The 26078-nt window shown below is 68.6% G+C and carries 26 protein-coding genes and 1 pseudogene; 13 read left to right on the top strand and 14 right to left on the bottom strand.

Annotated features, from left to right (window positions below):
- Positions 1-8 precede the first annotated feature (8 nt).
- Both QZM15_RS11480 and QZM15_RS11475 read right to left on the bottom strand, forming a co-directional pair.
- A complete protein-coding gene (locus QZM15_RS11480; protein ID WP_006480800.1) occupies positions 9-335 on the bottom strand; it encodes a superinfection immunity protein in 327 nt (108 codons plus the stop codon).
- 90 nt (positions 336-425) lie between these two features.
- Positions 426-845: a rhodanese-like domain-containing protein gene (locus QZM15_RS11475; RefSeq protein WP_302106403.1), complete on the bottom strand. Its 420-nt coding sequence runs from the start codon at positions 843-845 to the stop codon at positions 426-428.
- Between the two features lie 114 nt (positions 846-959).
- Between QZM15_RS11475 and ftrA the strand changes: the two genes are divergently transcribed.
- The 5 genes from ftrA to QZM15_RS11450 all read left to right on the top strand — a co-directional run bounded on the left by ftrA (position 960) and on the right by QZM15_RS11450 (position 6340).
- Entirely contained in the window at positions 960-1922 is a 963-nt protein-coding gene (ftrA, locus tag QZM15_RS11470; RefSeq protein ID WP_302106402.1) for a transcriptional regulator FtrA, read from the top strand.
- 269 nt (positions 1923-2191) lie between these two features.
- Positions 2192-3646 carry a M20 family metallopeptidase gene (locus tag QZM15_RS11465; RefSeq protein ID WP_059639823.1) on the top strand — a complete coding sequence of 485 codons (1455 nt, stop codon included), beginning with the start codon at positions 2192-2194 and terminating at the stop codon, positions 3644-3646.
- Between the two features lie 60 nt (positions 3647-3706).
- A complete protein-coding gene (locus QZM15_RS11460; RefSeq protein ID WP_060012004.1) occupies positions 3707-4816 on the top strand; it encodes a malate/lactate/ureidoglycolate dehydrogenase in 1110 nt (369 codons plus the stop codon).
- Positions 4813-5460, top strand: coding sequence for a TfoX/Sxy family protein (locus QZM15_RS11455; RefSeq protein ID WP_302106401.1), 648 nt, complete (start codon positions 4813-4815; stop codon positions 5458-5460). The genes QZM15_RS11460 and QZM15_RS11455 overlap by 4 nt, the downstream gene beginning before the upstream one ends.
- Before the next feature lie 301 nt (positions 5461-5761).
- Entirely contained in the window at positions 5762-6340 is a 579-nt protein-coding gene (locus QZM15_RS11450) for an NnrU family protein (RefSeq protein ID WP_226289585.1), read from the top strand.
- Positions 6341-6621: 281 nt separating this feature from the next.
- On the opposite strand, the gene QZM15_RS11445 is transcribed toward QZM15_RS11450, so the two are convergent.
- Complete coding sequence (locus tag QZM15_RS11445) at positions 6622-7359, bottom strand: sulfite exporter TauE/SafE family protein (protein WP_059584597.1); 738 nt, start codon at positions 7357-7359, stop codon at positions 6622-6624.
- Between the two features lie 297 nt (positions 7360-7656).
- Here QZM15_RS11445 and QZM15_RS11440 point away from each other — a divergent pair, with 297 nt between their 5' ends.
- The 3 genes and pseudogenes from QZM15_RS11440 to QZM15_RS11430 all read left to right on the top strand — a co-directional run.
- On the top strand, positions 7657-8094 hold the full coding sequence (locus QZM15_RS11440) for a hypothetical protein (RefSeq protein ID WP_059584599.1): 438 nt from the start codon (positions 7657-7659) through the stop codon (positions 8092-8094).
- Between the two features lie 1027 nt (positions 8095-9121).
- The gene (locus tag QZM15_RS11435; RefSeq protein WP_124657741.1) at positions 9122-10060 is read left to right on the top strand and encodes a LysR family transcriptional regulator; all 939 of its coding nucleotides are present in this window, start codon (positions 9122-9124) and stop codon (positions 10058-10060) included.
- A gap of 306 nt (positions 10061-10366) precedes the next feature.
- Positions 10367-10564: pseudogene (locus QZM15_RS11430) on the top strand (LuxR C-terminal-related transcriptional regulator); the annotation flags it as partial.
- Positions 10565-10605: 41 nt separating this feature from the next.
- On the opposite strand, the gene QZM15_RS11425 reads toward QZM15_RS11430, so the two are convergent.
- On the bottom strand, positions 10606-11046 hold the full coding sequence (locus QZM15_RS11425; protein ID WP_060011819.1) for a thioesterase family protein: 441 nt from the start codon (positions 11044-11046) through the stop codon (positions 10606-10608).
- A gap of 207 nt (positions 11047-11253) precedes the next feature.
- On the opposite strand from QZM15_RS11425, the gene QZM15_RS11420 reads away from it, so the two are divergent.
- From QZM15_RS11420 to QZM15_RS11400, 5 genes are read left to right on the top strand one after another with little or no spacing between them, the layout of a single operon-like run.
- Entirely contained in the window at positions 11254-12360 is a 1107-nt protein-coding gene (locus tag QZM15_RS11420) for a 3-deoxy-7-phosphoheptulonate synthase (RefSeq protein WP_302106400.1), read from the top strand.
- Positions 12361-12375: 15 nt separating this feature from the next.
- Entirely contained in the window at positions 12376-13635 is a 1260-nt protein-coding gene (locus tag QZM15_RS11415) for a Rieske 2Fe-2S domain-containing protein (protein WP_050018149.1), read from the top strand.
- Positions 13636-14163 (top strand): aromatic-ring-hydroxylating dioxygenase subunit beta, encoded by a 528-nt coding sequence (locus QZM15_RS11410; RefSeq protein ID WP_059639818.1) that lies wholly within the window; start codon positions 13636-13638, stop codon positions 14161-14163.
- A gap of 14 nt (positions 14164-14177) precedes the next feature.
- Positions 14178-14528, top strand: coding sequence for a non-heme iron oxygenase ferredoxin subunit (locus QZM15_RS11405; protein ID WP_089489772.1), 351 nt, complete (start codon positions 14178-14180; stop codon positions 14526-14528).
- Positions 14525-14836 (top strand): DUF1330 domain-containing protein, encoded by a 312-nt coding sequence (locus tag QZM15_RS11400; RefSeq protein WP_226225226.1) that lies wholly within the window; start codon positions 14525-14527, stop codon positions 14834-14836. Before QZM15_RS11405 ends, QZM15_RS11400 begins: the two co-directional genes overlap by 4 nt.
- A 204-nt stretch (positions 14837-15040) precedes the next feature.
- Here the strand turns inward: QZM15_RS11400 and QZM15_RS11395 are convergent, their stop codons facing one another.
- The 10 genes from QZM15_RS11395 to gntB form a co-directional block, all read right to left on the bottom strand.
- A complete protein-coding gene (locus tag QZM15_RS11395) occupies positions 15041-16579 on the bottom strand; it encodes a DHA2 family efflux MFS transporter permease subunit (RefSeq protein WP_059639816.1) in 1539 nt (512 codons plus the stop codon).
- 2 nt (positions 16580-16581) lie between these two features.
- Positions 16582-17781 (bottom strand): efflux RND transporter periplasmic adaptor subunit, encoded by a 1200-nt coding sequence (locus QZM15_RS11390; protein WP_059584610.1) that lies wholly within the window; start codon positions 17779-17781, stop codon positions 16582-16584.
- Positions 17778-19223 (bottom strand): efflux transporter outer membrane subunit, encoded by a 1446-nt coding sequence (locus QZM15_RS11385; protein ID WP_302106399.1) that lies wholly within the window; start codon positions 19221-19223, stop codon positions 17778-17780. The genes QZM15_RS11390 and QZM15_RS11385 overlap by 4 nt, the downstream gene beginning before the upstream one ends.
- 163 nt (positions 19224-19386) lie before the next feature.
- Entirely contained in the window at positions 19387-19911 is a 525-nt protein-coding gene (locus tag QZM15_RS11380; protein WP_302106398.1) for a shikimate kinase, read from the bottom strand.
- Positions 19908-20579, bottom strand: a complete 672-nt coding sequence (locus QZM15_RS11375; protein WP_060968649.1) for a hypothetical protein — start codon at positions 20577-20579, stop codon at positions 19908-19910. Before QZM15_RS11375 ends, QZM15_RS11380 begins: the two co-directional genes overlap by 4 nt.
- Positions 20576-21718, bottom strand: a complete 1143-nt coding sequence (pheA, locus tag QZM15_RS11370; RefSeq protein ID WP_302106397.1) for a prephenate dehydratase — start codon at positions 21716-21718, stop codon at positions 20576-20578. Before pheA ends, QZM15_RS11375 begins: the two co-directional genes overlap by 4 nt.
- Positions 21715-22734, bottom strand: coding sequence for a nitronate monooxygenase family protein (locus QZM15_RS11365; RefSeq protein ID WP_124859824.1), 1020 nt, complete (start codon positions 22732-22734; stop codon positions 21715-21717). Before QZM15_RS11365 ends, pheA begins: the two co-directional genes overlap by 4 nt.
- Positions 22735-22751: 17 nt before the next feature.
- The gene (locus tag QZM15_RS11360) at positions 22752-23156 is read right to left on the bottom strand and encodes a thioesterase family protein (RefSeq protein WP_059584619.1); all 405 of its coding nucleotides are present in this window, start codon (positions 23154-23156) and stop codon (positions 22752-22754) included.
- A gap of 35 nt (positions 23157-23191) precedes the next feature.
- The gene (locus tag QZM15_RS11355; RefSeq protein ID WP_089465692.1) at positions 23192-24340 is read right to left on the bottom strand and encodes an acyl-CoA dehydrogenase family protein; all 1149 of its coding nucleotides are present in this window, start codon (positions 24338-24340) and stop codon (positions 23192-23194) included.
- A gap of 530 nt (positions 24341-24870) precedes the next feature.
- On the bottom strand, positions 24871-25878 hold the full coding sequence (gntB, locus tag QZM15_RS11350) for a guanitoxin biosynthesis L-arginine gamma (S) hydroxylase (RefSeq protein WP_060011805.1): 1008 nt from the start codon (positions 25876-25878) through the stop codon (positions 24871-24873).
- Between the last annotated feature and the right edge of the window lie 200 nt (positions 25879-26078).

Raw genomic sequence — 26078 nt, 5'->3', positions numbered from 1 at the left:
GCAGGGGCTTAACGGCAGCCTTGCTTTTCCGCCCATTGCTCCTGCGCGGCGACGCGGCGCTGCACGCGTTCGACGAGGCCGGTCGAGAAGGTCCGCATGCTGACGCCGCGGCGCTTCGCGAGGATCGTCTGCGCGACGTCGGTGCGCGGGTTCGGCTGGCATGCCCAGTACAGCGTCATCAGCCAGCCGATGCCCGTCCATGCGAACAGTGCGTTGAACATCGCGATCGTCAGCTTGTCGTGCCGGCCGCGCCGGTCGGCAATGACGGCCGGCAGGAAATAGAGCGCGATCGCCGCGACTGAACCGGCCACTTGAATCAGGACTGCATCATGCATGGTGCTGCTCCGTCCGAACTGCAATGGGGCTGATTGTCGCGCTTTTTCCGTTCGTGTGCAGGCAATTGATTGTTGCGCTTTTAGTGACGATCAGGCGGCTTCGGCGTCCGCCGGCCGGACGTCGTTGCTCAGCGCGAAACCTTCGTCGAGCCAGCCCGTCACGCCGCCGATCATCAGCTTGACCGGGCGGCCCAGGCGCGCGAGCCGGACCGCCGCGCGCGCGGCGCCGTTGCAGTGCGGCCCCGCGCAGTAGACGACGAACAGCGTGTCGGCCGGGTAACCGGCGAGCTTGCCTTCGATGATCTTGCGGTGCGGCAGGTTGCGCGCGCCGGGCACGTGGCCGGCGGCGAACAGGTCGGGGCCGCGCACGTCGAGCAGCACGAAATCGGGCGTGCCCGACGCGAGGGCATCGTGTACGTCCCAGCAGTCGGTCTCGAAGCGCAGCGATGCCTCGAAATGCGCGAGGGCGGCCGGGCTGTCGGCGGCGGGGATGTCGGTGACGTGGGACATGGTCGGGCTCTCCGGGTTGAACGGGCACGAAACGCGCCGCAATGAGGGGCAGTATCGCGGTTCGGCCGGTTTCGCGGCAGTGGCGCGATCGACAAGTTCCGGTAACATCGCGCCATGCACAATCATCTCGTCGTCGCGCTCGCCTACGATCGCCTCTGCACGTTCGAATTCGGCTGCGTGGTCGAACTGTTCGCGCTCGAGCGCCCGGAACTCGGCGTCGACTGGTATCGCTTCGCGGTGTGCGCGAGCGAGCCGGGGCCCGTGCGCGCGGCAGGCGGCATTACCGTTGCCGCGCCCTACCGGCTCGCGATGCTCGATCGCGCGGACACCATCGTGATTCCCGGCTGGCGCGATCCGGACGAACGCCCGCCCGAGCCGTTGCTGAAGAAGCTGCGGGCCGCGCACCGGCGCGGCGCGCGGCTCTGCTCGATCTGTTCGGGCGTGTTCGTGCTGGCGGCGGCCGGCGTGCTCGACGGCCTGACCGTGACGACTCACTGGCGGTATGCGGAACACCTGCAGGCGCGTTATCCGGCGCTGCGCGTGAATCCGGATGCGCTGTACGTCGACGAAGGGCGGATCGTCACGTCGGCCGGCTCGGCGGCGGGGCTCGACATGCTGCTGCATCTCGTGCGCCGCGATCATGGCGGCGCGATCGCGAACCGCGTCGCGCAGCGCCTCGTGCTGCCGCCGCATCGCGACGGCGGGCAGGCGCAGTTCGTGCCGCGTCCGGTCGCACCGGGCGGCACCGACCGGCTCGCGAAGCTGATCGACTGGATGCGCGCGCATGCGGCCGAGCCGCACACGCTCGCATCGCTCGCCGCGCAGGCCGCGATGAGCACGCGCACGCTGCAGCGGCAGTTCGCGGATGCGACGGGGATGTCGCCGCTCGCGTGGCTCATCCGCGAACGCGTGAACGTCGCGAAGGACATGCTCGAAGCGCAGCCCGCGTTGTCGCTCGCGCAGATCGCGGCGCGCGCGGGGTTCGGTTCCGAGGAATCGCTGCGCCGGCATTTCCGGCGCGTCACGGCGACGAGCCCGGCTGCGTACCGGCGCGGGATGGATCGCGGCGGCACGTAGCGCGCGCCGGGCAGGGCGGCGCGTGCGCGACGATGAAAAGCGCGACTCATGTGGCGGCGGCCGCTCATTCCGAACAACGATGCCGTCCCGCACGCGAAGAAGGATGCGGGTGAACCGACGCGGCGCCTGTGGCGCGACGCGCTCGCCTGCGCGGCCGGGCTGCGCGACGCGTTGCCGACCGCGGTCCGAACAGCCGGGAAGGGGGCGCCGGCGGGGAAGCATCGGCGTATGATCTGGGTTTTCGTCAGCCCGATCCAGGCACCCCCACCATGACATCCGTCGACACTACCCGCGTCCTCGACCATGACAAGCTCGTGACCTTCATCGAGCGCAAGTGGAACGATGAAATCCTCCACGCGCTGACCGACTACATCGCGATTCCCGCGAAGAGCCCCGCATTCGACCCCGACTGGGCGAAGCGGGGCTATCTCGAGCGCGTCGTCACCGACGCCGCGCAGTGGGCCGAACGGCAGCCCGTGAAGGGCCTGAAGCTCGAAATCGTGCGTCTGCCGGGCCGCACGCCGGTGATCTTCTTCGAGTCGCCGGCCACGCGCTCGGGCAGCACCGATACGATCCTGCTGTACGGCCACCTCGACAAGCAGCCCGAATTCGACGGCTGGCGCGCGGACCTCGGCCCGTGGACGCCGAAGTTCGAGAACGGCAAGCTGTACGGCCGCGGCGGCGCGGACGACGGCTACGCGATCTACGCGAGCCTCGCGGCGCTCGGCGCGCTCGACGAGCAGGGCATCGAGCGGCCGCGCTGCGTGGGCCTCATCGAGACCTGCGAAGAGTCTGGCAGTTACGACCTGCTGCCGTACGTCGACGCGCTGCGCGACCGGCTCGGCCAGGTATCGCTCGTCGTGTGCCTCGATTCGGGCGCCGGCAACTACGACCAGATGTGGCTCACCACGTCGCTGCGCGGCCTCGTGTCCGGCGACCTGCAGGTCGAGGTACTCGAAGAAGGCATTCATTCGGGCGTCTATGGCGGCATCGCGCCGTCGAGCTTCCGTGTGATGCGCCAGTTGTTCGAACGCCTCGAGGACGCGAAGAACGGCAACCTGCTGCCGGGCGCGTTCCATTGCGAGATTCCGGCCAGCCGCGTGCGCGAAGCCGAGGCCGCCGCCGCGATTCTCGGCGACACGGTGTGGAAGGGGCTGCCGTGGGCGTGCGGCCAGGACGGCAAGCCCGTGCTGCCGACCACGACCGATCCGCGCGAGGCGCTGCTGAATTCGACGTGGCGTCCGTCGCTGTCGGTCACCGGCGCGGCCGGCATGCCGGCGCTCGCCGATGCGGGCAACGTGCTGCGTCCGCGCACCGCGTTCAAGCTGTCGCTGCGGCTGCCGCCGCTCGTCGACGCCGCGCAGGCCGTGCAGCAACTGAAGGCGTTGCTCGAACTCGATCCGCCGTACAACGCGAAGGTCACGTTCAAGCCTGACGCGGGCGCCGCGACCGGCTGGAGCGCGCCGGATCTCGCGCCGTGGCTCGCGTCGTCGCTCGACGCCGCGTCGCGTCGCCACTTCGGCGCCGACTGCGCGTACATGGGCCTCGGCGGCACGATTCCGCTGATGAACGTGCTGCAGGAAGGCTTTCCCGCGGCGCAGTTCATGGTGTGCGGCGTGCTCGGGCCGAAGTCGAACGCGCACGGCCCGAACGAGTTCCTGCACGTGCCGTACGCGAAGAAGCTCACGGCGGCGGTGGCCGACGTGATCGCGACCGCGCGCTGATCGTCGCGACGTTCGACGTACCGGTTGCCCGACCCGAACCGACTCGATGGAGTGTTGCCGATGACCGCACTGCCGACGCCCGATACCGAACCGCTGCGCATGCGCGCCGAACCGCTGCATGCATTCGTCGCGGCACTTTGGGAACGGGCCGGCAGCCACCCGCGCGAGGCGACGCTCGTCGCCGATCATCTGGTGGGCGCGAATCTCGCCGGCCACGATTCGCACGGGATCGGGATGATCCCGAATTACGTCGCGTCGTGGCGGGAAGGGCAGTTGCAGCTGAACGGGCACGCGTCGATCGTCCGCGACGGCGGCGCGGTGCTGACGATCGACGGCGGGCGCGGCTTCGGCCAGGTGATCGCGTTCGAGGCGATGGTCGAAGGGATCGAGCGCGCGCGACGCATGGGCATCTGCGCGATCGGGCTGCGCGACGTTCACCACCTCGGCCGCATCGGGCATTGGGCCGAACAGTGCGCGCGCGCGGGGCTCGTGTCGTTCCATTTCGTCAACGTGCCGGGCGACCTGCTGGTCGCGCCGCTGCACGGCACCGATCCGCGTTTCGGCACGAACCCGTTCTGCGCCGCGTATCCGCGAGCGGGCAAGCCGCCGCTGCTGCTCGATTTCGCGACGAGCGCGATCGCGTACGGCAAGACGCGCGTCGCCTACAACCAGGGCAAGCGCGTGCCGGCCGGGTCGCTGATCGACCATCGCGGCCAGCCGACCGACGATCCGGCCGTGATGCACGAGCAGCCGTTCGGCGCGCTGCTGCCGTTCGGGCTGCACAAGGGCTATGCGCTCGCGGCGATGTGCGAGATCTTCGGCGGTGCGCTGGTGGGCGGGCATACGACGTACGGCGATACGCTGCAGAAGACGAGTGCGATCGTCAACGGGATGCTGTCGGTGCTGATCGATCCGAACGCGTTCGACGCAGCCGACGCCGAACGCGAAGCCGATGCATTCGTTGCATGGGCGAAGGCGTCGCCGCAGGCCGGCGATACGCCGGTGCGGATGCCTGGAGAACCTGAAGAAGCGAGCCGCGCCGCACGCGGCACGGCCGGCATTCCGGTCGACCGCGCGACGTGGCGGCAGATTCGCGAGAGCGCGGCGGCCGTGGGTGTCGACGCGGCGGAGTTCGATGCGTGGACGCGGCGCTGCGAGGTGTCCGCATGAGCTGGCAGGCGGAGAAGGCGCACGGTGAGGAAATCGCGTATCGGCTTGCGCCGCTCGGCACGCTCACCGTTGCACGGTTCTTCAGCGGTGCGGCGTTGCGGCTCGACGGCGTGATGTTCGGCTTCCTGTCGCGCGGGTCGCTGTTCCTGCGTGTGGACGACGTGAACCGGCCGGCGTTCGTCGCGGCGGGGATGGGGCCGTTCTCGTATGCGCGGCCCACGCGCACCGTCGCGCTCGAGGGCTATTACGAAACGCCGGCCGACGTGCTCGAGGATGCGGGCGCGCTGTTCGACTGGTGCCGCGGCGCGTATCGCGCGGCGCTGCTGGCCGGGCCGCCGAAGCGCAAGGCGAGGGCGGCGTCGAAGACGGCAGCCGGGGCGGGGCCGAAGGCCGCGCCGAAAGCTGCTGCGAAGGCTGCGTCGAAGCCAGCAGCGAAACCGGCGGCGAAACCGGCGGCGAAACCGGCGGCGAAACCGGCGGCGAAACCTGCGTCGAAACCGGCAACGAAACCCGCGTCGGCACAGAAAACGAAGCCGGCGGCGAAATCCGCATCGAAACCGGTGTCGGCGCAGAAAGCGAAACCGGCATCGAAATCATCGCCCGCGCCGGCACCGAAACCTGCGGCGAAGCGCAAGCAGGCGTAGTACCGGTTACGAGAAGCGACGGCGTCGCGATTTTCGCGTTCCTGAATTTCAGGTATGCCCGTCGCGGCCCACCCGCACGCTGCGCGTGCCGACTCGCCCGCACGATCCGGCGCACGAATGCATCGAGCTTGACGCACCGCACGTCCTGCATGCTTCACAACCGCGGCCCCGGCGTTTATGATCGGCGCGGGTTGCGCCCGTGCCTGGCGACCCGCACCGGCCTCGCCGCCGGCCCCGCGAACGGCGCACCGTACGCCGCGCGGAACGCTTCCTCACTCACCATCCCAGACGGAGACAGCCGATGCTCGTCCTGATTCTCGGTTTAGCGATCTTCCTCGGTGTGCACTCGATCCGGATCGTCGCCGACGGCTGGCGGTCCGCGACGATCGAGCGGATCGGCGAGAAGGGCTGGAAGGGCGGTTACGCGATCGCGTCGATCGTCGGTTTCGCGCTGATCATCTGGGGGTACGGGGTCGCCCGGGCGGGTGCGACGCTGCTGTGGGTGTCGCCGGTCGGCGTGCGCCACCTGACGGGCATGCTGACCGCGGTCGCGTTCGTGCTGATCGCCGCGTCGTACGTGCCGCGCAACCGGATCAAGACGCTCGTCGGCCATCCGATGCTGGCCGGCGTGATGGTCTGGGCGGTGGCGCACCTGCTGGTGAACGGCACCGTGCACGCAGTCGTGCTGTTCGGCGCGTTCTTCGTGTGGTCGATCGTCGATTTCGTCGTGTCGCGTGCGCGGGATCGCCGCGACGGTGTCCGCTATCCGGCCGGCGGGCTGGCCGGCGACGTCGCGGCCGTTGTGGCCGGACTCGTCGCCTGGGCCGTGTTCGCGCGGTTCCTGCACGGCCCGCTGATCGGCGTGCGGCCGTTCGGCTGAACGGAATGCACACACCAGTCGGCCGTGCGCCGGCCTGCGATCCTTCACGCCGGCGGCCGGCCCGAACGACGGCTGCCTTCGCCGCAAGCAATGGCGCCGCGACGTTCGCGCGCGCCGTCAGGACCGCGAACCGACACGGGACGCGCGAATCCGGGTTGAATGCCTGCGACTCCGGCACGGCGACAAGCGCCGGCAGCGCGACCCGGTTCGGCACCGGATCGCGAAAGACGTGTTGCGGTTTGCGCGTCGATTGCCGCGATCGCGGCGGCAACGGGCGTGCGTCAGATCGGTTTGACGAACAACCCGACGGTCAGCAGCGCGCCGATGCAGACGATCGCGATGCGCAGCACGCGTTCGTTCACGCGATGCAGCGCCCACGCGCCGAGCAGGCCGCCGACGATCGCGCCCGCACCGAGCGCGATCGCCGCGCGCCAGTGCAGTTCGGGCGACGTCACGAACAGCACGACGGCCGATGCGTTCATCACGCCCGCGAGCGCATTCTTCGTCGACATCGCGTGGCGCGGCGGCAGGCCGGCCATCGTCAGCGCGGCCATCATCAGGAACCCGATGCCGCCGCCGAAGTAGCCGCCGTAGACCGCGATCAGGAACTGCGAGACCCCGGCCGCGACGGGGCCGAGATGTTGCGCGCCCGCGCCCGGTTTGCGGAAGAAACTGCCCCACGCGAACACGACCGTCGCGAACAGCACGAGCCACGGCACCAGGTGCGAGAAGATCGACGACGGCGTCTTGAGCAGCAGCAGGCCGCCGAGCGCGCCGCCGGCCACGCTGATCGCGAACAGTGCGCGAAACGGCAGCCTGCCGACGCCGCTCACCATGTTCCTGCTCGCCCAGCCCGTCGTGACCTGGCCGGGAAACAGCGCGACCGTCGACGTGATGTTGGCCGCGAGCGGTGACATTCCCGACACGATCAGCGCGGGCAGCGTGATGAACGAGCCGCCGCCCGCGAGGGCGTTCTGGAGCCCGGCCCAGAGGCCGGCGAGGATGATGAGGGCAAGCATCGGTTGCGGGAACGGGGAGGTGGCTGGGCTCGCCAGCCGGAAGCGGGCAGGCGCGGCGGACGCACGATGGTAATGCAGGATCGTGGGCGCGGGAAGGACCGACGCGGCGGGAGAGGCCGGGGTTGCGATACGAAGCGTCCGTCGCGTCGTGGCAGGGGGCGAACGTGCCGACGGGATGCGCCGCCGCGGCGATCCCGGTCAGAAAAAACACCCGATTTAACGCTTCATTACGATGGGCTTACCGGAAAGGTGCTAGATTCGCGCACCGATATCTCATCAAGCGGAAGGGGCAAAAAAATGCTGAAGAAATTGGCCGGGATGGCAGTGGTGGTCGGTGCGACTGCGGTGGCGTCGCTGCCTGCCGTGGCAGGCGACACGAACAACGCACTGGGCGGCGCGCTGGGTGGCGTCGCAGGCGCGGCGGTCGGCAACGCGGTCGGCGGGAGCACGGGGGCGATCATCGGCGGGGCCGTGGGCGGTGGCGCAGGCGGGGCGGTGACGTCGAACAAGCGGGAACGCACGGGCGCGGTCGTCGGCGGCGCTCTGGGCGGCGGCGCCGGCGCCGCCGCGGGCAACGCGATGGGCGGCACGGCCGGCAGCCTCGTCGGCGCCGCCGTGGGCGGCGGCGCGGGTGCGGCGCTGGGCGGCCACGTGTCGCGCAACAACTCGCGTTCCAGCGATCATTACCACGGCAACAAGCACAAGAACAAAAAGCGCCACAAGCACGACGACTGACCGGCCGTTCGCCCGGGAGCGGCGATGGGTCGAGCGCACATCGTCGCGACGTCGTTTCGCACGTCCGCCGGCAAGCGCCGATGGCGCCGGGTGGCCGGGCAAGCCTCCGTGATCGCCAAGCATGAATCGCGACGGACGCCGGGTAATCCGGCGTCGACGCATTTCATGAGGATTCCTGTTGTTTGCGGCGCGGGCGAGGCCACAGCGGAATCGTTCACCCTGGGGCGGACGGTTCGCGGGAGAGCGCACGGGCAAGCTGCAGCAGCAAGGTTGGGCGAGTGCGGCGCCGATTGCATACGCGGCCGGACCGGCCAGATTGAAGCGCGGTTTTGACAACGGTGGACATTCCAGCCGGGCGAGTCGGACGGAACATCACCGAACTCCGGTGAAATGCCGATCGAGTCGCAAAACGGGCGCGGCGGACACTCCAGCCGGTTTTCTCGAATCGCCGGAAGATTTTCGCAAAATCGGTTGATCGGGATTTGTTTCGTGAAACGTATGCGAGCCAAGACGGAATATTGTCGAGAAAGTCAATAGAAGAGTCTAAAAGTTCTGTTATTCGATCGCGATGAGCGGACCGTGCGGTGCTTTGCGCGCACGCCGTGCCGGCCGGCCGCGCAGCGCCTGTCAAGGCTCGCGCGGGCTCCGCCGAGGCAGGCCTTGCTTCACCGGCCTGCTTGCGTGCGCGATGCGCGGCGCGACGCAATCGAATCGGTTTTGTTTTATTGTTCATTCGCGTTCATCGTTTCATTTAAACCTGATACGCATCGTGTCGGGTTGCGATTTATTGCAACGCGGTGCACAATCGTTCACAAGTGCAATAAATCCGCAGCGGATTTTTCTCAGCGGCACGAATACTCCCCGCCATTCACTGCCCGCCATTTCGGCGGACGCACGATCGTGCGTCGGGCTCGGCGGCGCGACTGCCGATTTCCGGTCTATCGCGAATCACGGAGCACATACGCCCGAGGCACGATGCCGCTGGCCCATCGGCCGGCCGGTCCCGACAGTACAGCAAGAGCGCAACATGGCGACTTCCATCGACCTCAATCTTCTCGTCGTTCTGGACGCGTTGTTGTCCGAGAACAGCGTCGTGGGCGCGGCCAACGCGCTCGGCCTCAGTCCGTCCGCACTCAGCCGGTCGCTCGCGCGACTGCGGGTGATGACGGGCGATCCGTTGCTGGTGCGGGCCGGGCGCGATCTCGTGCCGACGCCGCGTGCGCTCGAGTTGCGCGACAGGGTGCATGCGCTCGTCGTGGAGGCGCATTCGGTCATGTGCCCGTGCGAGCGGGTCGACATGCGTACGCTCAAGCGCACGTTCTCGATTCGCGCGAACGAGGCCTTCGTCGAGACCTTCGCGCCGGCGCTGCTCGAACACGCGTCGCGCGTCGCGCCCGACGTGCGGCTGCGCTTCGCGCCGAAACCCAACAAGCATGTCGATGCGCTGCGCAACGGCGACATCGATCTCGAAGTCGGCGTGATCGGCCAGGCCGGCCCGGAACTGCGCGTGCAGGCGCTGTTTCGCGACCGCTTCATCGGCGTGGTCCGCGCGGATCATCCGCTGGCGACCGGCGAAATCACGCCGCAACGCTTCGCGTCGTTCCCGCAAGTGGGCGTGTCGCGCCGCGGGCAGTTCAACGGCCCGATCGATACGCTGCTCGATTCCCTCGGCATCGTGCGCTCGGTGACCACCGTCGTGTCGAGCTTCCCGACCGCGCTGTCGCTCGCGCGCAGCTCGGACTTCGTCGCCAGCGTGCCGGAGCGGCAGACCGAGCGGTCCCGCGCCGGCATGTACAGCTTCACGCTGCCGTTGCCGATCGCGGACCTGACCGTCTCGCAGATCTGGCACCCGCGTTTCGATCGCGACCCCGCGCATCGCTGGCTGCGCGATTGCGTGCGCAGTATCTGCGCGCCGCGCGTGGCCGATGCGATCGCGTCCGCCAGTCGTGCGGCCGTTTCGATATGACGTGTCGTGCAACTCTGGTGGCGTGCGTCAACGTCATTGATACATTGCGTCTCGTGCATCTTCCGAAGCGTAAATCGATTGGGTATGCTCGATTCCATTGTGACAACACCGGAGATAATGGGTGGGAAGATCGTTGCTTTTGAATTCGCCGAATATTCGTGACGCCTTTAAATAATAAACATCCAATCCGAGGGGCATGTGAATCGAGATGAGCGGCGGAAATGAATCTGAAACATTGGCGTCTTATTCTGGATGGAGAAACGAATGATTCAGTGTGCGGCGAATATAGAGGCTCCCGTGGATGTCGCGTTGAGCATGCGCGAATGCGAGGTATTGCGATGGGCGGCGGAGGGGAAGACCGCGTATGAGATCGGCATCATTCTTGGCCTGACCGAGCGGACGATCAATTTCCACATCTCGAGATCGATCGTCAAGCTCAACGCGTCCAACAAGACCAATGCGGTCGTGAAAGCCGTGTTGATGGGCCTGATCGTGTTTGCTTGAACGGCGCCGGGGTGTCCGTCCGTGGACCCCCGGCTGCGGCATCAGATCGCGCCCTGGAACGACAGCACGCGCGTCCTGAACTCTTCCGGCACCGGCACCGTGGTCTTGCTGCCATAGTCGAACATCACGTGCGTGGATACGGCCCGCGCAACCACCGCATGATCGTCGGCCGAATCGTCGGCGTCCGCCTGCCCGTCGCGCACCATCAGGTATTCCAGTTCGAAGCTCTTCGATCCGAAGCGCGTGACGCTGCTGCGGACCGTGATCGTATCGCCGTACTGCGCGGGCTTCAGATATTCGCACGAGGTCTTGACCATGATGTGCGGCAGCTTTTCCGAATAGGGCAGCTCGAGCAGATCGTGCATGTAGGTCAGGTACGCGTGCTGCAGATAGTCGTAATAGACGGGGCTGCTCACATGGCCCATCGCGTCCGTTTCCCGATACTTCACGTCGATTCGCGTTTCAAAATATTTTCTTGTCATTGCGAGGCTCCTTGGCAGAACAGCAGGTGAGAACGTGTTTTGTCAGGAGTTAAGTTAGACGTGATCCGCATATCGGAATACTGTCGGAAATCACAGATATCCACCATGTGAAATGCTTCTGAGATAAATGACAGTATCACCGGGGATTTGACCGCGCTCTAATTGCCTCCGTAAATCGGCATCCGATCAGCGAGAGTGGAGCGTTAAATGGAAAAATCCGTTGAGGCAGCGTTGACGCAAGGCGTGGCGGTGATCAGTGCGCAGCGGTTGCGCACCGAGTTGCCGTGCGATCCCGGCCTGGCCCGGTCGATCGGCGAGGCGCGGCGCGCATTGGCGCGCATCATCGCGGGCGAGGACGACCGGCTCGCGCTGATCGTCGGCCCGTGTTCGATCCACGATGCGGACGCCGCGCTGGCGTTCGCGCGCCGGCTCGCGCCGCTGCGCGAGCGGTACGCCGACGTGCTCGAGATCGTGATGCGCGTCTATTTCGAAAAGCCGCGCACCACGGTCGGCTGGAAAGGGCTCGTGAACGACCCGTATCTCGACGGCAGCTTCCGGATCGAGGACGGCCTGCGCGTCGCGCGCAAGGTGCTGCTCGGCATCAATGCGCTGGGCTTGCCGGCCGCGACCGAATTTCTCGATCCGATGACCGCGCCGTATCTCGACGACCTCGTGTCCTGGGGCGCGATCGGCGCGCGGACGACCGAATCGCAGATCCATCGCCAGGCGGCCTCGGGGCTCGACCTGCCGATCGGCTTCAAGAACGGCACCGACGGCAACGTGAAGGTCGCGATCGACGCGATCCGCGCGTCGCGCGTGTCGCACAGTTACCTGAGGCCCTCCGTTTCCGGCAGCGTGGAAATCGCGACCACGTCCGGCAATCCCGACACGCATATCGTCCTGCGCGGCGGCAAGACCCCGAACTACGACGCCGCCAGCGTCGCGGCCGCCTGCGCCGCGCTGCGCGACGCGCATCTTCCCCCGTACGTCGTGATCGACGCGAGCCATGGCAACAGCGGCAAGCAGACCCGCGCGCAGATCGACGTCTGCGGCAACCTCGCCGCGCAACTGCATCGCGGCGAACGCGCGATCGTGGGCGTGATGATCGAGTCGTTTCTCGTCGAGGGGCGGCAGGACCTGGTGCCGGGCACGCCGCCGGTGTTCGGCCAAAGCATTACCGACGCATGTCTCGGCTGGGATCACACGGCCGAACTCATCGAGCAGTTGGCTGCCGCGGCGGTTGCGCGGCGGCGTTCGCCAGCCGGCTTCATCGCGCACGGTGCCGCCGTCGCGAGGCAGGCCGTTTCTTACTGAATGAAAGGAGCTCTCTTGAACTCACCCATCGACATCGCCCGCGCGCTCGACTGGAAAGGCGACGGCGCCAGCCGCACGCCATACGAGGCGTATACGAGTGAAGCGCTGTACCAGCGGGAACTCGAGCGCCTGTTCTATGCGAATCACTGGTGCTACATCGGCCTCGAAGCCGAAGTGCCGTCTCCCGGCGATTTCCAGCGCACGGAAGTCGGCGAGCGATCCGTCGTGATGACGCGCACGGAGGATGGCGAGATCGTCGTCTTCGAAAACGCGTGCGCGCACCGCGGCATGCAGTTCTGCCGCGAGCGCTCGGGCAAGGCGAAGGATTTCCACTGCCCGTATCACCAGTGGAACTACGACCTGAAGGGCAACCTGATCGGCGTGCCGTTCCGGCGCGGCGTGCGTCAGGGCGGCACGATCAACGGCGGCATGCCGGCGGATTTCGAGCCGGGCAAGCATGCGCTGCGGCGCCTGCGCGTGTCGACGCGCGGCGGCGCCGTGTTCGCGTCGTTCGACGAGAACGTCGAATCGTTCGAGGATTTCCTCGGCCCGCGCATCCTGCCTTACTACGACCGCCTGTTCCACGGCCCGAAGCTGACCGTGCTCGGCTATACGCGGCAGCGCGTGCCGAGCAACTGGAAGCTGATGGTCGAGAACATCAAGGATCCGTATCACGCTGGGTTGCTGCACACCTGGTTCGTCAACTTCGGCCTGTGGCGCGCGGACAATCCCGCTCGGCTCGTGACCGATGCGCATCACCGGCACGGCGCGATGGTGTCGATCCGCAGCGGCGGCGGCGGCGGAGAAGTGACCCACAACGTGACGAGCTTCAAGGAACGCATGACGCTGCACGACGACCGCTTCCTCGACGTCGTGCACGAACCGTGGTGGGGCGATCCGACCGTCGTGATGCTCACGCTGATGCCGAGCGTCATCATCCAGCAGCAGGTCAATGCGCTGTCGACGCGGCGCATCCGGCCGATCGGCCCGGGCGTGTTCGACTACGTGTGGACGCATTTCGGTTTCGAGACCGACACCGAGGAGATGACGCGGCGCCGCCTGCGCCAGGCGAATCTGTTCGGGCCGGCCGGCTTCGTGTCGGCGGACGACGGCGAAGTCATCGAATGCGTGCAGCAGAGCTTCGAGCAGATCCAGCACGGCAACGTATACAACGAGCTCGGCGGCCGGCAGATCGACGAGCAGACCGAACACATGGTCAGCGAAACGCTGGTGCGCGGCATGTACCAGTACTGGCGCCAAGTGATGGAGGCCTGAATGAGCACGATCACGACAAGAACGGCCCGGCCGGCCGCCGAGCCGCACGCGGGCGGCGCGACCTTCGAGGATTTCTATTCGCTCGTCCAGCTCAACGCGAGATATGCGGCCGTGCTCGACGGCGGCGACTGGGACGCGTGGCCGGAATTCTTCATCGAGCAATGCCGGTACACGGTGGTGCCGCGCGAGAACCACGAGCGCAACCTGCCGCTCGCGGTGATGGATTTCGAAAGCAAGGGCATGCTGAAGGATCGCGTCTACGGGATCAAGGAGACGCTGTTCTTCGATCCGTACTATCAGCGCCACGTGATCGGGCTGCCGCTCGTCACGTATCTCGACGACACGGTGATCGAGGCGGAGACGAACTACGCGGTGCTGCGCACGAAGACCGAGCAGATGAGCGACGTGTACAACACCGGGCGCTACCTGGACCGCATCCTGCGTACGCCGCAGGGGCTGCGTTTCGAGTCGCGCATCTGCGTCTACGACAGCGAGATGATTCCGAACTCGCTGATTTACCCGATCTGAACGAGGTGCCGAACGTGACTACGGAATGGATCGATGCAGTCGCGCCGGAAACGGTGCGCGCCGACGGAATACTCGGCGTCTGGGTGGGCGGCCGCGACATCGCGCTGTATGCGGTCGGCGACGAGATCTTCGCGACCGAGAACCAGTGCACGCATGGCGACGCGCGATTGAGCGACGGCTTCCTGCTCGACGACGAGATCGAATGCCCGCTGCACCAGGGGCGCTTCAGCGTGCGGACCGGCATGGCGCTGTGCGCGCCGTTGACGACGTGCGTGCACACCTACCCGGTGAAGATCGAGAACGGCCGCGTGTTCGTGCAGCTCGCGCCGGCCGACGCGGCGGCGCCGGCGGAGGCGCGGTCATGAGCGCATACGTGGTGTTCGATATCGACATACACGACGTCGACGCATACCAGGCGTATCGCCGGCTCGGCGCGCCGACGGTGGCCGAGTACGGCGGGCGCTTCCTGGTGCGCGGCGTCGAAGTCGAAACGCTGGAAGGAGAATGGTCGCCGAAGCGCGTCGTCGTGCTCGAATTCGAGTCGGCGGAGCGCGCCCGCGCGTGGTATCGGTCCGAGGGCTATCAGGCGGCGAAGCTGTTGCGCGAGCCGGCCGCCCGGACGAACGGTATCCTCGCCGAAGGATACGTGCCGGCGCCCGGCGATCCGCGTTAAGCGGCGCAGTTGAAGGGGCTCCGCGCCGTGTCGATCGGCGCGGAGCCCCTTTTTTCATTCGCGGTGCCGTCGAGCGCGGCCCGCCAGGCCGATTCACCGATGACGGCGATGCGGTCCGGCAGGGGCTTGCGCCGCCCGCCGCCCGGTTAGCCGGTCAGTCGCTCCTGCCGGGCGAGACGGCTTCCGGATGTTTTCCGTCGCGCGTCACGCGTGGCGGGAGCGGATCGACCAGACCGCCAGCAGCGTCGCGCCGAACAGCAGCAGGCAGCCGAACGAGAAATCGTTCAGCGCGAGCATGTGCGCTTCGACGTCGATCGCATGCGAGACCGACGCGAGTGCGCCGGACGGCGACAGCCCCGCGTGATCGAGCCGCGCGAACCAGTCGGCGGACGCGAAATCGTACGGCGTGATGTGGTCGACGAGATAGGTGTTGTGCACGCGGGAACGACGCTCGAAGTAGGTCGGCGCAACCGAGGTCGCGACGCTCGTGCCGATCCGGCGCAGCGCGTTCTGCAGCCCGGATGCCGCGGGCAGCCGCTCGCGGGGCAGCCCGGCGAGCGAAAGCGACACGAGCGGCGTGATGAAGAACGCGGTGGCGGCGCCCATCAGCAGCGAATTGGCGGCGATGTCGCCGAGGGTCACGTCGCTGTTGAAATGCATGCGCCAGAACGACGCGGCGCCCCAGCCGACGAGCGCGACGGTCGCGAGCAGGCGCGGATCGGTGCGGCCCTGGAAGCGGCCGAGCAGCGGCGCGATCACGATCCCCGCGACGCCGAGCGGCGCGGTGGCGATGCCGGCCCAGGTGGCCGTGTATCCCTGCTGGGTCTGCAGCCACAGCGGCACGAGCACCAGCGCGCCGAAGTAGAGCCCGAAGCCGACCGTGATCGCGAGCGTGCTCGTCGTGAAGTTGCGGTCCGCGAACAGCCGCAAGTCGACGATCGGATGGTCGTCGGTCAGCTCCCAGAGGACCAGCGCGACGAACGACGCGATGCCCACGACCGCCAGCATGCGAATTTCGTCGGAGGCGAACCAGTCGAGGTTCTGGCCGCGATCGAGCAGCAACTGGAACGACCCGAACGCGGCGGTGAGCAGCAGCAGCCCGACGACGTCGACCGGCAGCCGCCGCGTCGCGTTGTCGCGCCCCTTCAGCAGCCGTGCGAGCACGCCGAGCACGAGCACGCCCGGCGGCACGTTCACGTAGAAGATGTACGGCCAGCTCAGGTTGTCGGTGATCCAGCCGCCGGCGATCGGCCCGAGCACCGGCGCGACGAACGTCGTGGTCTGCCACACGGCCAGCGCGACGTGGCGGCGCGTCGACGGGAACACCGCCATCAGCAGCGCCTGCGACAGCGCGGTGATCGGGCCCGACGCGGCGCCCTGCAGCGCGCGAAACACCAGCAGCGACTCGAAGTTCGGCGCCATCCCGCACAGGATCGACGTGACCACGAACAGCAGCACCGACACGCGGAACAGCCGCACCTGGCCGAAGCGCTGCGTGAGCCAGCCGGTGAGCGGCAGCGTGATCGCGAGCGGCGTCGCGAACGAGGTGAGCATCCACGTGCCCATGTCCGGTGCGACGCCGAGATCGCCCGCGATGGTCGGGACGGCGACGTTCGCGATCGTCAGGTCGAGCGTCTGCATGAAATTCGCGACGCTGACCGCGATCGCGACGAGCGCCAGCGGCATGCCGGCAAGCGGCTCCAGCGGCAGTTTCGGCGCCGCGTTCCTGGAGAAGAAGCGCATCGTCAGGCTCCCGGCGCGAGCGGACGGGCGCCGCTGTTCGCGCGAATCGTCTCGGCGACGAGCGCGTCGCCCGCTTCGTCATCCTCACGATAGATCGACGTGGCGTCGATCGACCGGCGCGCTTCGGGCGCACGGGCGGGCGGCGACGCCGACGCGGTGCCGGGGCCGCGATCGACCGGCACCGAGGCCGTCATCGACAGGCCGATACGCAGCGGGTGCGCGCGCAGCTCGGCGGGATCGAGCGCGATCCGGACCGGCACGCGCTGGACGACCTTGATCCAGTTGCCGGTCGCGTTCTGCGCGGGCACGGCCGCGAAGGCGGCGCCGGTGCCGGCTTCGAGCCCGACGACGCGCCCGTGGAACACCACGTCGCTGCCGTACAGGTCCGAGAACAGCTCGACCGGCTGCCCGGCGCGCATGCCGCGCAGTTGCGATTCCTTGAAGTTGGCCTCGACCCACACGTGATCGAGCGGCACGAGCGCCAGCGACGGCGTGCCGGGCGACACGTGCTGGCCGACCTGCACGACCCGGCGCGTGACGAGCCCGCCGAGCGGCGCGTGTATTTCGGTGCGGCGCAGCGCGAGCGCCGCGCTGCGAACGCGGGCCGCCGCCGCGCGCACGAGCGGATTCGTGTCGATCGACGTGCCGTCGGTGCGCGCGAGCGTCGCGTCGTAGGCGGCCTGCTGCGCGTTCAGCGCGGCTGCCGCGCCGTCCATCGCGTCGCGTGCATGGCGAAGATCCTCGCGCGACACGCCACCGTCTTGCGCGAGGCTCAGCCGGCGCTGCAGGTCGTCGTTCGCCTTGGCCCATTCGGTGCGCCGCACCCGGATCTGCGCTTCCTCGCGCACCACGTCCGCATGCGCGGTGCGGTATTGGCGCACCGCGTGCGCGAGTTGCGCGACCGCTTCGTCCAGCGCGAGCCGGGCATCGGTCTTGTCGACGCTGAACAGCAGGTCGCCGGGCCGGACCCAGTCGGCGTTCTGCACGCGCACGGCGTCGACGGTGCCGCCGATCTGCGGCGAGATCTGCACGACGTCGCCGGACACGTATGCGTCGTCGGTCGTCTCGGTGCCGCGCGTGGTGGCCCACGCGGCGGCGGCGAGGCCGGCCGCGCCGGCGAGCGCGATGAAGAACCAGCGGAAATAGCGCCGGCGCGCGCGTTGCAGCGAGGGCTCGGCGGCGGGGGATTCGGGACGGTTCATTGTGCGACTCCAGTGGAAGTGGCGCCGCCGAGCGCGGCGATCAGGCGGGCGTGCTCGATCGCGAACGACGCATCCGCGCGGGCGACCGATGCGCGATCCTCGAGCAGCCGGCCTTCGGCGAGCAGGACGTCGAGATAGCCGGAAATGCCTTTCCGGTAGCGCTGCGTTTCGATGGTGTAGGTCCGTTGGGCGCGCGCCAGCGCCTCGCGCTGAAGCGCCCGCTGCCGGCCGAGCGTGTCGATCTGGACGAGGGTGTCGCTGACCTGCGCGAGCGCGTTGACGACCGTGTCGTCGTACGTCGCGACGGCGGCGTTGTAGGCGGCGGTTTGCGCGCGCAGGCCGGCGCGCAGGCGCCCGCCCTCGAAAATCGGCAGCGTGATCGCGGGGCCCGCGCCGAGGGTGCCGCTGTTGCCGTGGAACAGCGCGCGGAACCCGAAGCTCTGCACGCCGGCGAAGGCCAGCAGATTGACATCCGGATAGAACGCGGCGCGCGCGGCATCGATGTTCGCCGCTTCGGCTTCGACCCGGTAGCGCGCGGCCAGGACGTCCGGCCGGCGGCCGATCAGCGCGGCGGGCAGGACGGCCGGCATCGGCAACGCCGCCGCCGGCGGCCCGGCGGGCGTCAGCGCGTCGGCGTAACCGGGCCCCCGACCGACGAGCGCGGCGAGCCGGTGGCGCAGCCGGGCCGAGGCAGCCGCATGCGTGTCGATGTCGGCCTGCGCGTGCGGAATGGGTTCGCTCGCCCTGAGCACGGCCACCTGCATGTCGAGGCCGGCGTCGGCGCGCTGCGACGTGAGGCGCAGCAGATAGCTGTGCTGCTGCAGCGTATCGCGCGCGATCGCGAGCAGTTGCTGTTCGAGCGCGAGCTGCAGGTACGTTTCGACGATCGCCGCCTGCAGCGACACGGCGGCCGCATGCTCGAGCGCGCGCTGCTGATCCGCGCGCAGCGCGGCGGCGCGCGCCAGCGCGTGCTGCCGGCCGGCGATGTCGAGATCCCACGACGCGCCGAGGAGCGCCTGCGCGTCGACCTGCCAGTGTCCGGCCGCGGGCGGCGGCGTCCGATAGCTGCCCGGCAGGCGCGTCGGCACCGCGCTCGCCGTCGCGCCGAGCTGCGGTAGCAGCGCGGCGTTTTCGACGTCGGCGTCGGCCAGCGCCTGCGCGACACGTTCGCGCTGCGCCTGCAGCGTCGGTGCGCCGGCCAGCGCATCGTCGACGAGGCGATCCAGCTGCGCGTCGCCGAATGCGGTCCACCAGCGTTCGGCGATCGTCGGCGAGCCGGCGCCGGCGGAGCGAATCGCGGCGCCCGCGTCGAGTTGCTCGACGGGCGTGATCCGCGCCGCCGGGCGTTGCGGGCCGAACGGGGCGCAGCCGGCGATCGCGAGCGCGGCGAGCGCGGGAACCAGGCGGCGGGCGCCGCACGCTCGGTCGATGAGTAGGGGCATGGTCGGTTTCCTGTCGCGTGAAGGCGAACGATCTGTATCTAAAAATATATCTTTAGATATTATTCGACGGTCGGCAACTGGTAGAAATGGCAGTCGGCCGCACCGGCCGCACCGGCGGCCGGCATCGTCGAAAAGCGGAAGGGGAAGGACGGAGGCGCGCGGGTTACGCGATGGCGAGTGCGTCGAGCGCGGCCGCGAGCGTTTGTGCGACGGACTGGCCGGAGGTATCGATGCGGCAGTGCGCGCACGCGCGGTACAGCGATTCGCGCGCGTCGTGCAGCGCGGCGAGCGCGGCGCGCGGGTCGGCGACGTTCAGCAGCGGGCGGGACGCGTCGCCGCGCGTGCGGTGCCACAGGGTGTCGAGATCGCTCGCGAGATGGATCACGAAACAGCGCTGGCCGAGCCGGGCGCGCGTGTCGTCGCGCAGCACGGCGCCGCCGCCGGTCGCGAGCACGAGCGCCGGCCCGCGGGTCAGCGCGTCGATGACGTCGGCTTCGCGTGCGCGGAAGTCGCCCGCATGGAATTGCGCGGCGACGGGCGCGCCGAAGCGGCGTTCGACTTCCCGGTCGGCGTCGACGAACGGCAGCGCGAGTGCGCGGGCCAGTGCGCTGCCGACGGCCGTCTTGCCGGCGCCGGGCATGCCGACGAGCGCGATGCGCGTCGGGCCGGCTTGCGGGCGCGGGCTCACAGGCGGCTCCGCAGCGACGGCGCGCGGCGAGTCACGGCGGCGATGCGCTGCATCCGGACGTAGTTGGCGAGCGGGTCCAGCGCATCGGTGACGAAGGTGTGAGGCGCGCCCGGAGCCGTGTCCAGCGCAATGCCGGCGACGACGAGCGTGCCGTCGCACAGTGCGTCGGCGAGCGCGCCGATTCGTGCGCCGAGCGCCGGCGACGCCACGCCGAGATCCGCAACGACGCGGCGCGAGCGCGGCCAGTCGACCGGCTCGGCCGGGCGTACCGGCCAGCGCGCCAGCAGGCCGCCGGGCAGCGGCGTCGCGGCCCGTGCGGCGGATGTCTCCAGCACTCGCCAGGTCAGCGGGGCCGCGGGCAGGCATGCGCGCCAGCGGCCATAGGCGGTCGCCAAGCTGTCGCCGATCGCCACCGCGGGAAGCCGGAGGCGCTCGCAGCGCCGCAGCAGGCACGCGGTGCCGGCGGCGTCGGGTGTGCCGCGCACGAACGGCAGCAGCTCCAGTTCGTCGTCGTATTCGGCGCGCAACGCGCGCAGCCATCGCCCGGCGGCGAGCGACAGGCAGTCCGCCGCGGCGATGCCGCACAGCACGAGCAGGCGATCGTCGCGACCGTCGCGAATCGCGAGCAGCCGGGCGGCGACGCGGGACGAAGCGGGCGCCGTCGTCATGATGCGGCCGGGCCGTCGGCGTGCCGGTCGGGACAATCCGCGGCACGCGGATAGGCGCCGAGAACGCGCAGTTCGGACGCGGCGGGCGCCATCTCGTCGAGCGCCGCGCGCACGTTCGGATCGAGCAGGTGCCCGCCGAAATCGATGCAGTACCGATACGCATGGCCGGCGCCGCGTGCCGGGCGCACGCCGACCCACAGCAGCGGGGCGCGGTGTCGGGCGAGCGCGTCGAATACGCGCGCGAGCGCGTCGGGCGCATCGGTCGGCCGCAGCACGATGCTCGTGCGGTCGTGGCCGGTCGGCGCGGGCGCCTGGCCACCGACGATCACGAAGCGCGTGTGGTTGTCCGGGTGATCCTGGATCGCACTGGCAACGATTCGCAGTCCGTAAAGCGCGGCCGCGGGCTCACCGGCGATCGCCGCGCAGTCATACAGGTGCGCGGCCTCGCGCGCGGCCACCGCGTTGCTGGACACCGGGATGCGGCGCAGGCCGGGCGCATGCGCGTCGAGCCACGCGCGGCATTGCGCGAGCGCCTGCGGATGGCCGACCACGCTGTCGACGCCGGCGAGCGATCCGCTGGCGCTCAGCAGGCAGTGCGCGACCGGCAGTTCGATCTCGCCCGTGACGCTCGCCGCCTGCGCGATCAGCAGGTCGAGCGTGCGGGTCACGGCGCCTTCGGACGAATTCTCGATTGGTACGACCGCGCATTCCGCGTCGCCGCGCGCGAGCGCGTCGAATACGGCGTCGATCGTCTCGTGCGCCTGCCTGCGGGCGAACTCGCCGAAATGACGGAGCATCGCGGTTTCGGTGTAGGTGCCTGACGGGCCGAGGAACGCGACGGACGGCAGCGCCTGCGCGTCACGGCTCGCGCTGAACAGCGTCTGCCAGATGGCGCGCAGGTCGCGGTCGCGCAGCCCCCACGGCGCGCGCGTGCACAGCTCGGCGACGATCGACGCTTCGCGGGCGGGCTGCCGCACCGCGAGCCCCGCATGCCGCTTGAGATGACCGATCTCGGTTGCGTGAGCGATGCGCTGGCCGATCAGCTCGAGAAGCTGGTCGTCGATCACGTCGATCCGTGCGCGGCGTCGCGCGATCGCATCGTCGACGGACGACGGGGCGGCAAGTTCGGTGGGCGTCATGGCGTGTCGATCCGTGAAGCGGGGGAAACGGCCGGCCGATGCGCGGCGACGTGCGCCGCCGCGCCCGGCTGCATGCGTGCGACGGCGCGCGCGTATTCGGCCGCGAGGCGTTCGACGATGTCGGCCACGCTGAGCACCGCGTCCATCGCGCCGACGCCCTGGCCTGCCCCCCAGATGTCGCGCCACTGCTTCGCGCCGCCGTCCGGCGAGAAATCGAGCTGCGCGCCGTCGACCCGTGCGAGCCGGCGCGCGTCGAGCCCGGCCGCCTCGATGCTCTGGCGCAGGTAGTTGCCGTGGACGCCGGTGAATGCATCGGTGTAGATGATGTCGGCAGCGCTGGCTTCGACGATCGTGTCCTTGTAGCGCTGCACCACGTTGGCTTCGTGCGACGCCAGGAAGCGCGTGCCGATGTACGCGAAGTCGGCGCCGAGCGCGCGCGCGGCGGCGATCGCGTCGCCCGTCGCGATCGCGCCGGACAGCGCGATGAAGCCGTCGTAGAAGCGCCGCACTTCCGTGACCAGCGCGAACGGCGACAGCGTGCCGGCGTGGCCGCCCGCGCCCGCCGCGACGAGGACGAGGCCGTCGACGCCGGCTTCCAGCGCCTTCTGCGCATGTCGCACCGTCGTGACGTCGTGCAGCACGATCCCGCCGTAGGCGTGGATCGCGTCGACGATGTCGCGCGACGGCGCGCGCAGGCTCGTGATCATCAGCGGCACGCGGCGCTCGATGCAGATGCGCAGATCCTGTTCGACGCGCGGATTCGACGGATGGCAGATATGGTTGACCGCGTACGGGCCGACCGGCGCATCGGGATGGGCCTCCCGGTACGCGCGCAGCGTGCCGTCGATCGTGTCGATCCAGTCGCCGAGCTGCGCGCTGAGCCGCGCGTTGAGCGCCGGAAATGCGCCGACGATCCCGCTCCTGCACTGGGCGAGCACCATCTCGGGATAGCTCGCGATCAGCATCGGAGACGCAATCACCGGCAGCCGGAGACCCTGTAGCGGAAGCGGAATCATGGTCGGGCTCCGGCTCGTCAGCGCACGAGCGCCGCGCTGTCGCGCCGCTCGTCCAGGCGGCGGTGGAAGCCGTCGCGGCTGACCGCGCAGCGCGTATGCACGCCTTCGCCGACGACGCCCACCGCGTCGCGCACCTCGACCCGGTACGTCATCATGCGGCCGTCGACCTCGATCAGTTCGGCGTCGACCGTCACTTCCCATTCGGGCGGCGTCGGCGCGAGATGCTTGATCTCGAAGTTGTAGCCGACCGTCATCTGCCCGGCCGGCAGCAGATGGTCGGTCGCCTGCATGCAGGTCTGTTCGATGAAGATGATCATGATCGGGCTCGCGAGCGCGTGCGCTTCGCCTCCCCATTGATCGGCGAGCGAAATCGTGTCGACGCGGTGGGTGGCGCGGGCGCGCAGGCCAGTCTGGATAGTCAAGGGCAGCTCCTGAAGGGGGATGGAAGGGTGAACGCTCACGCCGCGCGCGCCGTGGCGGCCGCGCGTCGTTGCATCTGGCTGAAGATGTTGCGGTAATGCATTTCCTCGGTGCCGCCGGCCGAGCCCATCGCCAGCGCGTCGGCGACGAAGGTGGCGAGCGGGCCGCGCCGGTAGCCGTCGCTGCCGTGAATCGCGAGCAGGTGCAGCGCGGCCTGCGCGAGATCGCGCGCGCCCGCGAGCTTCGCGATCGAACAGTTCGCGAGCGCCTCGGGACGTTGCCCGACGAGTTGATCGAGCGCCGCGCGCGCCGTCCAGCGCGTGCGTTCGATGCCGACCTGGACGTCCACCAGCCGGCGCTGCACGTGCTGATGGGCGTCCAGCGCGACGCCGAGCGTCTTGCGGCCGCTGGCATGCGCGAGCGCGTCGGCGAGAAACGGCTGGGTGACGTTCGCGCACAGCAGGCCGAACAGCGCGCGATTCATCGACGCGATGTCCATCAGCAGGCGCAGCCCGTCGCCGGGCGTGCCGAGCAGTTCGTCGGCGTCGACGCGCACGCCGGACAGCGCGAGATCGCCGATCGGAAGATCCGCGACGCCGAACGTCGCCTGCGGGGCGCTGCGCCGCACGCCCGCGCGTTCGGGATCGATCAGCACCAGCGCGGTGGCCGGCTTGCCGTCGCCGGTCAGCGTCGCGACGATCATCATCAGGCGCGCTTCGGGCGCGTGGCTGATGTTGTACTTGTGGCCGTCGAGCCGGTAGTGGTCGCCGTCGCGAACGAGGCACGTTTCGAGCGCGCGCACTTCGGTGCCGGTACCTTTCTCGGAGATCGCCGTGGCGCCGATGGCGCCGGACAGCAGCGACGGCAGATGCCGTGTGCGCTGCGCGTCGGAACCGTATGCGACGATCGCGCGAATCAGCGTCGCCTGATTGGCGAGCGCCATCGCGAAGCCGACGGAGCGCAGCGCCGCGGCGACCGCTTCGAAGGCATCGACGAAGTCGTGCCACGTGCCGCCCGCGCCGCCGAGTTCGCGCGGTACCGGCAGGCGCCACAGTCCCGCGTCCGACAAGGCATCCCATGCGTCGCGATGGAAGGCGCCGCAAGGGGCGGAACGCGCATGGCGTTCGGCGATGTCCCGGTACGCGGCGGTCGTCGTGTGCTGTGCTTCGCTGGCGATGAGAGTCATGTCGGGGCGCGGGCTTTGCAGGGATCGTGTCGCCAATCTAATGAAAAGCGCCCGGACGAGAAACTGTCAGTTATTGCACTTCGATGCGGCGCGCAGCGGGGAGTGAAGCGAGCGTGATCGGCGAGGCGATGGGCGCGGCGGAGCGCGATTGCCGGAGGGGATCTTGACGCGCGTCGCGTACATCGGCGCTCGCGGATTGTCTCTTTGTTTTGAAACACCCGCCGGGCACCGGATGACCTCCCTCGCGCAGGCCGACGTGATGCGCCGCTGGCGGGCGTACGTGGTCGATCCGATACTCGCGGCGCGAGCCGCTCGCCGAGCGTGCGGTGCCGACACGGCACCGTGTTCGTGCCGCATCGCGACTGAAATCGCGTGCCAGGTGCCCGACGGACTTCTCGACTAACGACGCTGCCGCGCGCGCAAACCACGACGGGATCGCATGCGTGCCGCCATGATCGGTCGATCCTGTCGGCAGGACCGCGTGGACATGGCCGCGGCGATGCGGGCGACGAGGACGATTACACGTACGCTCATGAGTTCGACTGCGGTGCGTGAGACGGGGTGGCCGGTGCCTTGTAGCCTTCGAGGATCTGTTCCATTACCGACAGCGGGTGGCTTCCGCGCGACACGATTCCGCCGGTGCGGGCGTTGGCGCGCGCATAGTGTTCGTCCCGCATCAGGATTCGGTGGGCCGCAGGCAGGTTCCAGTACGGGATGGCCGCGAGAAGATGATGCGTGAGGTGTAGATTGTCGCCATGCATGCCGATGAACCAGCGTTCCCACCATGACGGAAATCGGTTGCGGGTCATCAGCAATTCGTCGGTTTCCCTGCCGAACAGGCCGAAGTGCTCGGATACCTCGGATAGCCACCCGATGACCTGGAACGACGTCAGGTACGGAATCAGCCAGAAGAGCAGGTACCCTGCGGGGTTCGTGGCAATGCCAAGGACTGCGAACAGGAAGGCATGGACCAGGATCAGCTTTATCGCGCCACGCCGCGATTTGAGCAGCGACGCAACGCGATGACGGACGAGGTAGTTGGCGTAGCTGAACACGTTCAGCAACATCAGGGTACGAAGCACGTGGCCGAAGCAGAACTCGAATCGATCCTCGGCGCGCTGAAGGCCCGAGTCGATATAGTAGATGTAGTCCGGATCGCGCGTCGGATCGCCGAGAAACCGGTGATGCGACATGACGTGAGACTGGCGATACGATTCGAAGTCCTGAAAAACCGGGAGACCGGAAAGATATTCGCCGATGAAACGATTCAAGCGGCCATTGCGTGCGAGTGTCAGATGCGCCGCTTCGTGCAATAGCGACGCGAGTGCGCGCTGGCGGGATCCGACGATCAGCACGGTCAGCGGATACGCGTACGGCGTCAGCCTTGTCATCCAGATCGCGCCGGCGATCGTCGCAAGGTCGCCCATCCAGCCCAGTAGCCCGCGCCAGTTGTTCTTCCGGTACAGCGGGTCGAGATCGGCCTTGAGTACGGCGTCTATCCGGAACTTCCTCAACACGCCCGTATTCTGTTCGCGCATATCGATTCCTTGCCTGTTTTGAAATGCGAACCAAGTTATACGAACGTGTTTTGCACAGCATCTGTGAAATTTCGCTGTGGAAATTGACAGTGAAATTTCGCAGGTTGTGAGACGGCCATGTCCCGTGTTCTTCTTCCATTGTGATTCGGACTTTCAGGCATGTCGATCGAGTACGGTCGCATGCCAATTTTCAGCAACGA

It is taken from the genome of Burkholderia sp. AU44665, from assembly GCF_030504405.1.
Classification (GTDB): domain Bacteria; phylum Pseudomonadota; class Gammaproteobacteria; order Burkholderiales; family Burkholderiaceae; genus Burkholderia; species Burkholderia semiarida.
Note: the sequence above shows the minus strand (reverse complement) of the source record. Positions and strands in the feature narration are given on the sequence as shown.

Excerpts from the sequence above, each read along its gene's own strand:
- QZM15_RS11480 (WP_006480800.1), bottom strand. The coding sequence starts at position 335 with ATGCATGATGCAGTCCTGATTCAAGTGGCCGGTTCAGTCGCGGCGATC.
- QZM15_RS11475 (WP_302106403.1), bottom strand. The coding sequence starts at position 845 with ATGTCCCACGTCACCGACATCCCCGCCGCCGACAGCCCGGCCGCCCTC.
- ftrA (WP_302106402.1), top strand. The coding sequence starts at position 960 with ATGCACAATCATCTCGTCGTCGCGCTCGCCTACGATCGCCTCTGCACG.
- QZM15_RS11465 (WP_059639823.1), top strand. The coding sequence starts at position 2,192 with ATGACATCCGTCGACACTACCCGCGTCCTCGACCATGACAAGCTCGTG.
- QZM15_RS11460 (WP_060012004.1), top strand. The coding sequence starts at position 3,707 with ATGACCGCACTGCCGACGCCCGATACCGAACCGCTGCGCATGCGCGCC.
- QZM15_RS11455 (WP_302106401.1), top strand. The coding sequence starts at position 4,813 with ATGAGCTGGCAGGCGGAGAAGGCGCACGGTGAGGAAATCGCGTATCGG.
- QZM15_RS11450 (WP_226289585.1), top strand. The coding sequence starts at position 5,762 with ATGCTCGTCCTGATTCTCGGTTTAGCGATCTTCCTCGGTGTGCACTCG.
- QZM15_RS11445 (WP_059584597.1), bottom strand. The coding sequence starts at position 7,359 with ATGCTTGCCCTCATCATCCTCGCCGGCCTCTGGGCCGGGCTCCAGAAC.
- QZM15_RS11440 (WP_059584599.1), top strand. The coding sequence starts at position 7,657 with ATGCTGAAGAAATTGGCCGGGATGGCAGTGGTGGTCGGTGCGACTGCG.
- QZM15_RS11435 (WP_124657741.1), top strand. The coding sequence starts at position 9,122 with ATGGCGACTTCCATCGACCTCAATCTTCTCGTCGTTCTGGACGCGTTG.
- QZM15_RS11425 (WP_060011819.1), bottom strand. The coding sequence starts at position 11,046 with ATGACAAGAAAATATTTTGAAACGCGAATCGACGTGAAGTATCGGGAA.
- QZM15_RS11420 (WP_302106400.1), top strand. The coding sequence starts at position 11,254 with ATGGAAAAATCCGTTGAGGCAGCGTTGACGCAAGGCGTGGCGGTGATC.
- QZM15_RS11410 (WP_059639818.1), top strand. The coding sequence starts at position 13,636 with ATGAGCACGATCACGACAAGAACGGCCCGGCCGGCCGCCGAGCCGCAC.
- QZM15_RS11400 (WP_226225226.1), top strand. The coding sequence starts at position 14,525 with ATGAGCGCATACGTGGTGTTCGATATCGACATACACGACGTCGACGCA.
- QZM15_RS11395 (WP_059639816.1), bottom strand. The coding sequence starts at position 16,579 with ATGCGCTTCTTCTCCAGGAACGCGGCGCCGAAACTGCCGCTGGAGCCG.
- QZM15_RS11390 (WP_059584610.1), bottom strand. The coding sequence starts at position 17,781 with ATGAACCGTCCCGAATCCCCCGCCGCCGAGCCCTCGCTGCAACGCGCG.
- QZM15_RS11385 (WP_302106399.1), bottom strand. The coding sequence starts at position 19,223 with ATGCCCCTACTCATCGACCGAGCGTGCGGCGCCCGCCGCCTGGTTCCC.
- QZM15_RS11375 (WP_060968649.1), bottom strand. The coding sequence starts at position 20,579 with ATGACGACGGCGCCCGCTTCGTCCCGCGTCGCCGCCCGGCTGCTCGCG.
- pheA (WP_302106397.1), bottom strand. The coding sequence starts at position 21,718 with ATGACGCCCACCGAACTTGCCGCCCCGTCGTCCGTCGACGATGCGATC.
- QZM15_RS11365 (WP_124859824.1), bottom strand. The coding sequence starts at position 22,734 with ATGATTCCGCTTCCGCTACAGGGTCTCCGGCTGCCGGTGATTGCGTCT.
- QZM15_RS11355 (WP_089465692.1), bottom strand. The coding sequence starts at position 24,340 with ATGACTCTCATCGCCAGCGAAGCACAGCACACGACGACCGCCGCGTAC.
- gntB (WP_060011805.1), bottom strand. The coding sequence starts at position 25,878 with ATGCGCGAACAGAATACGGGCGTGTTGAGGAAGTTCCGGATAGACGCC.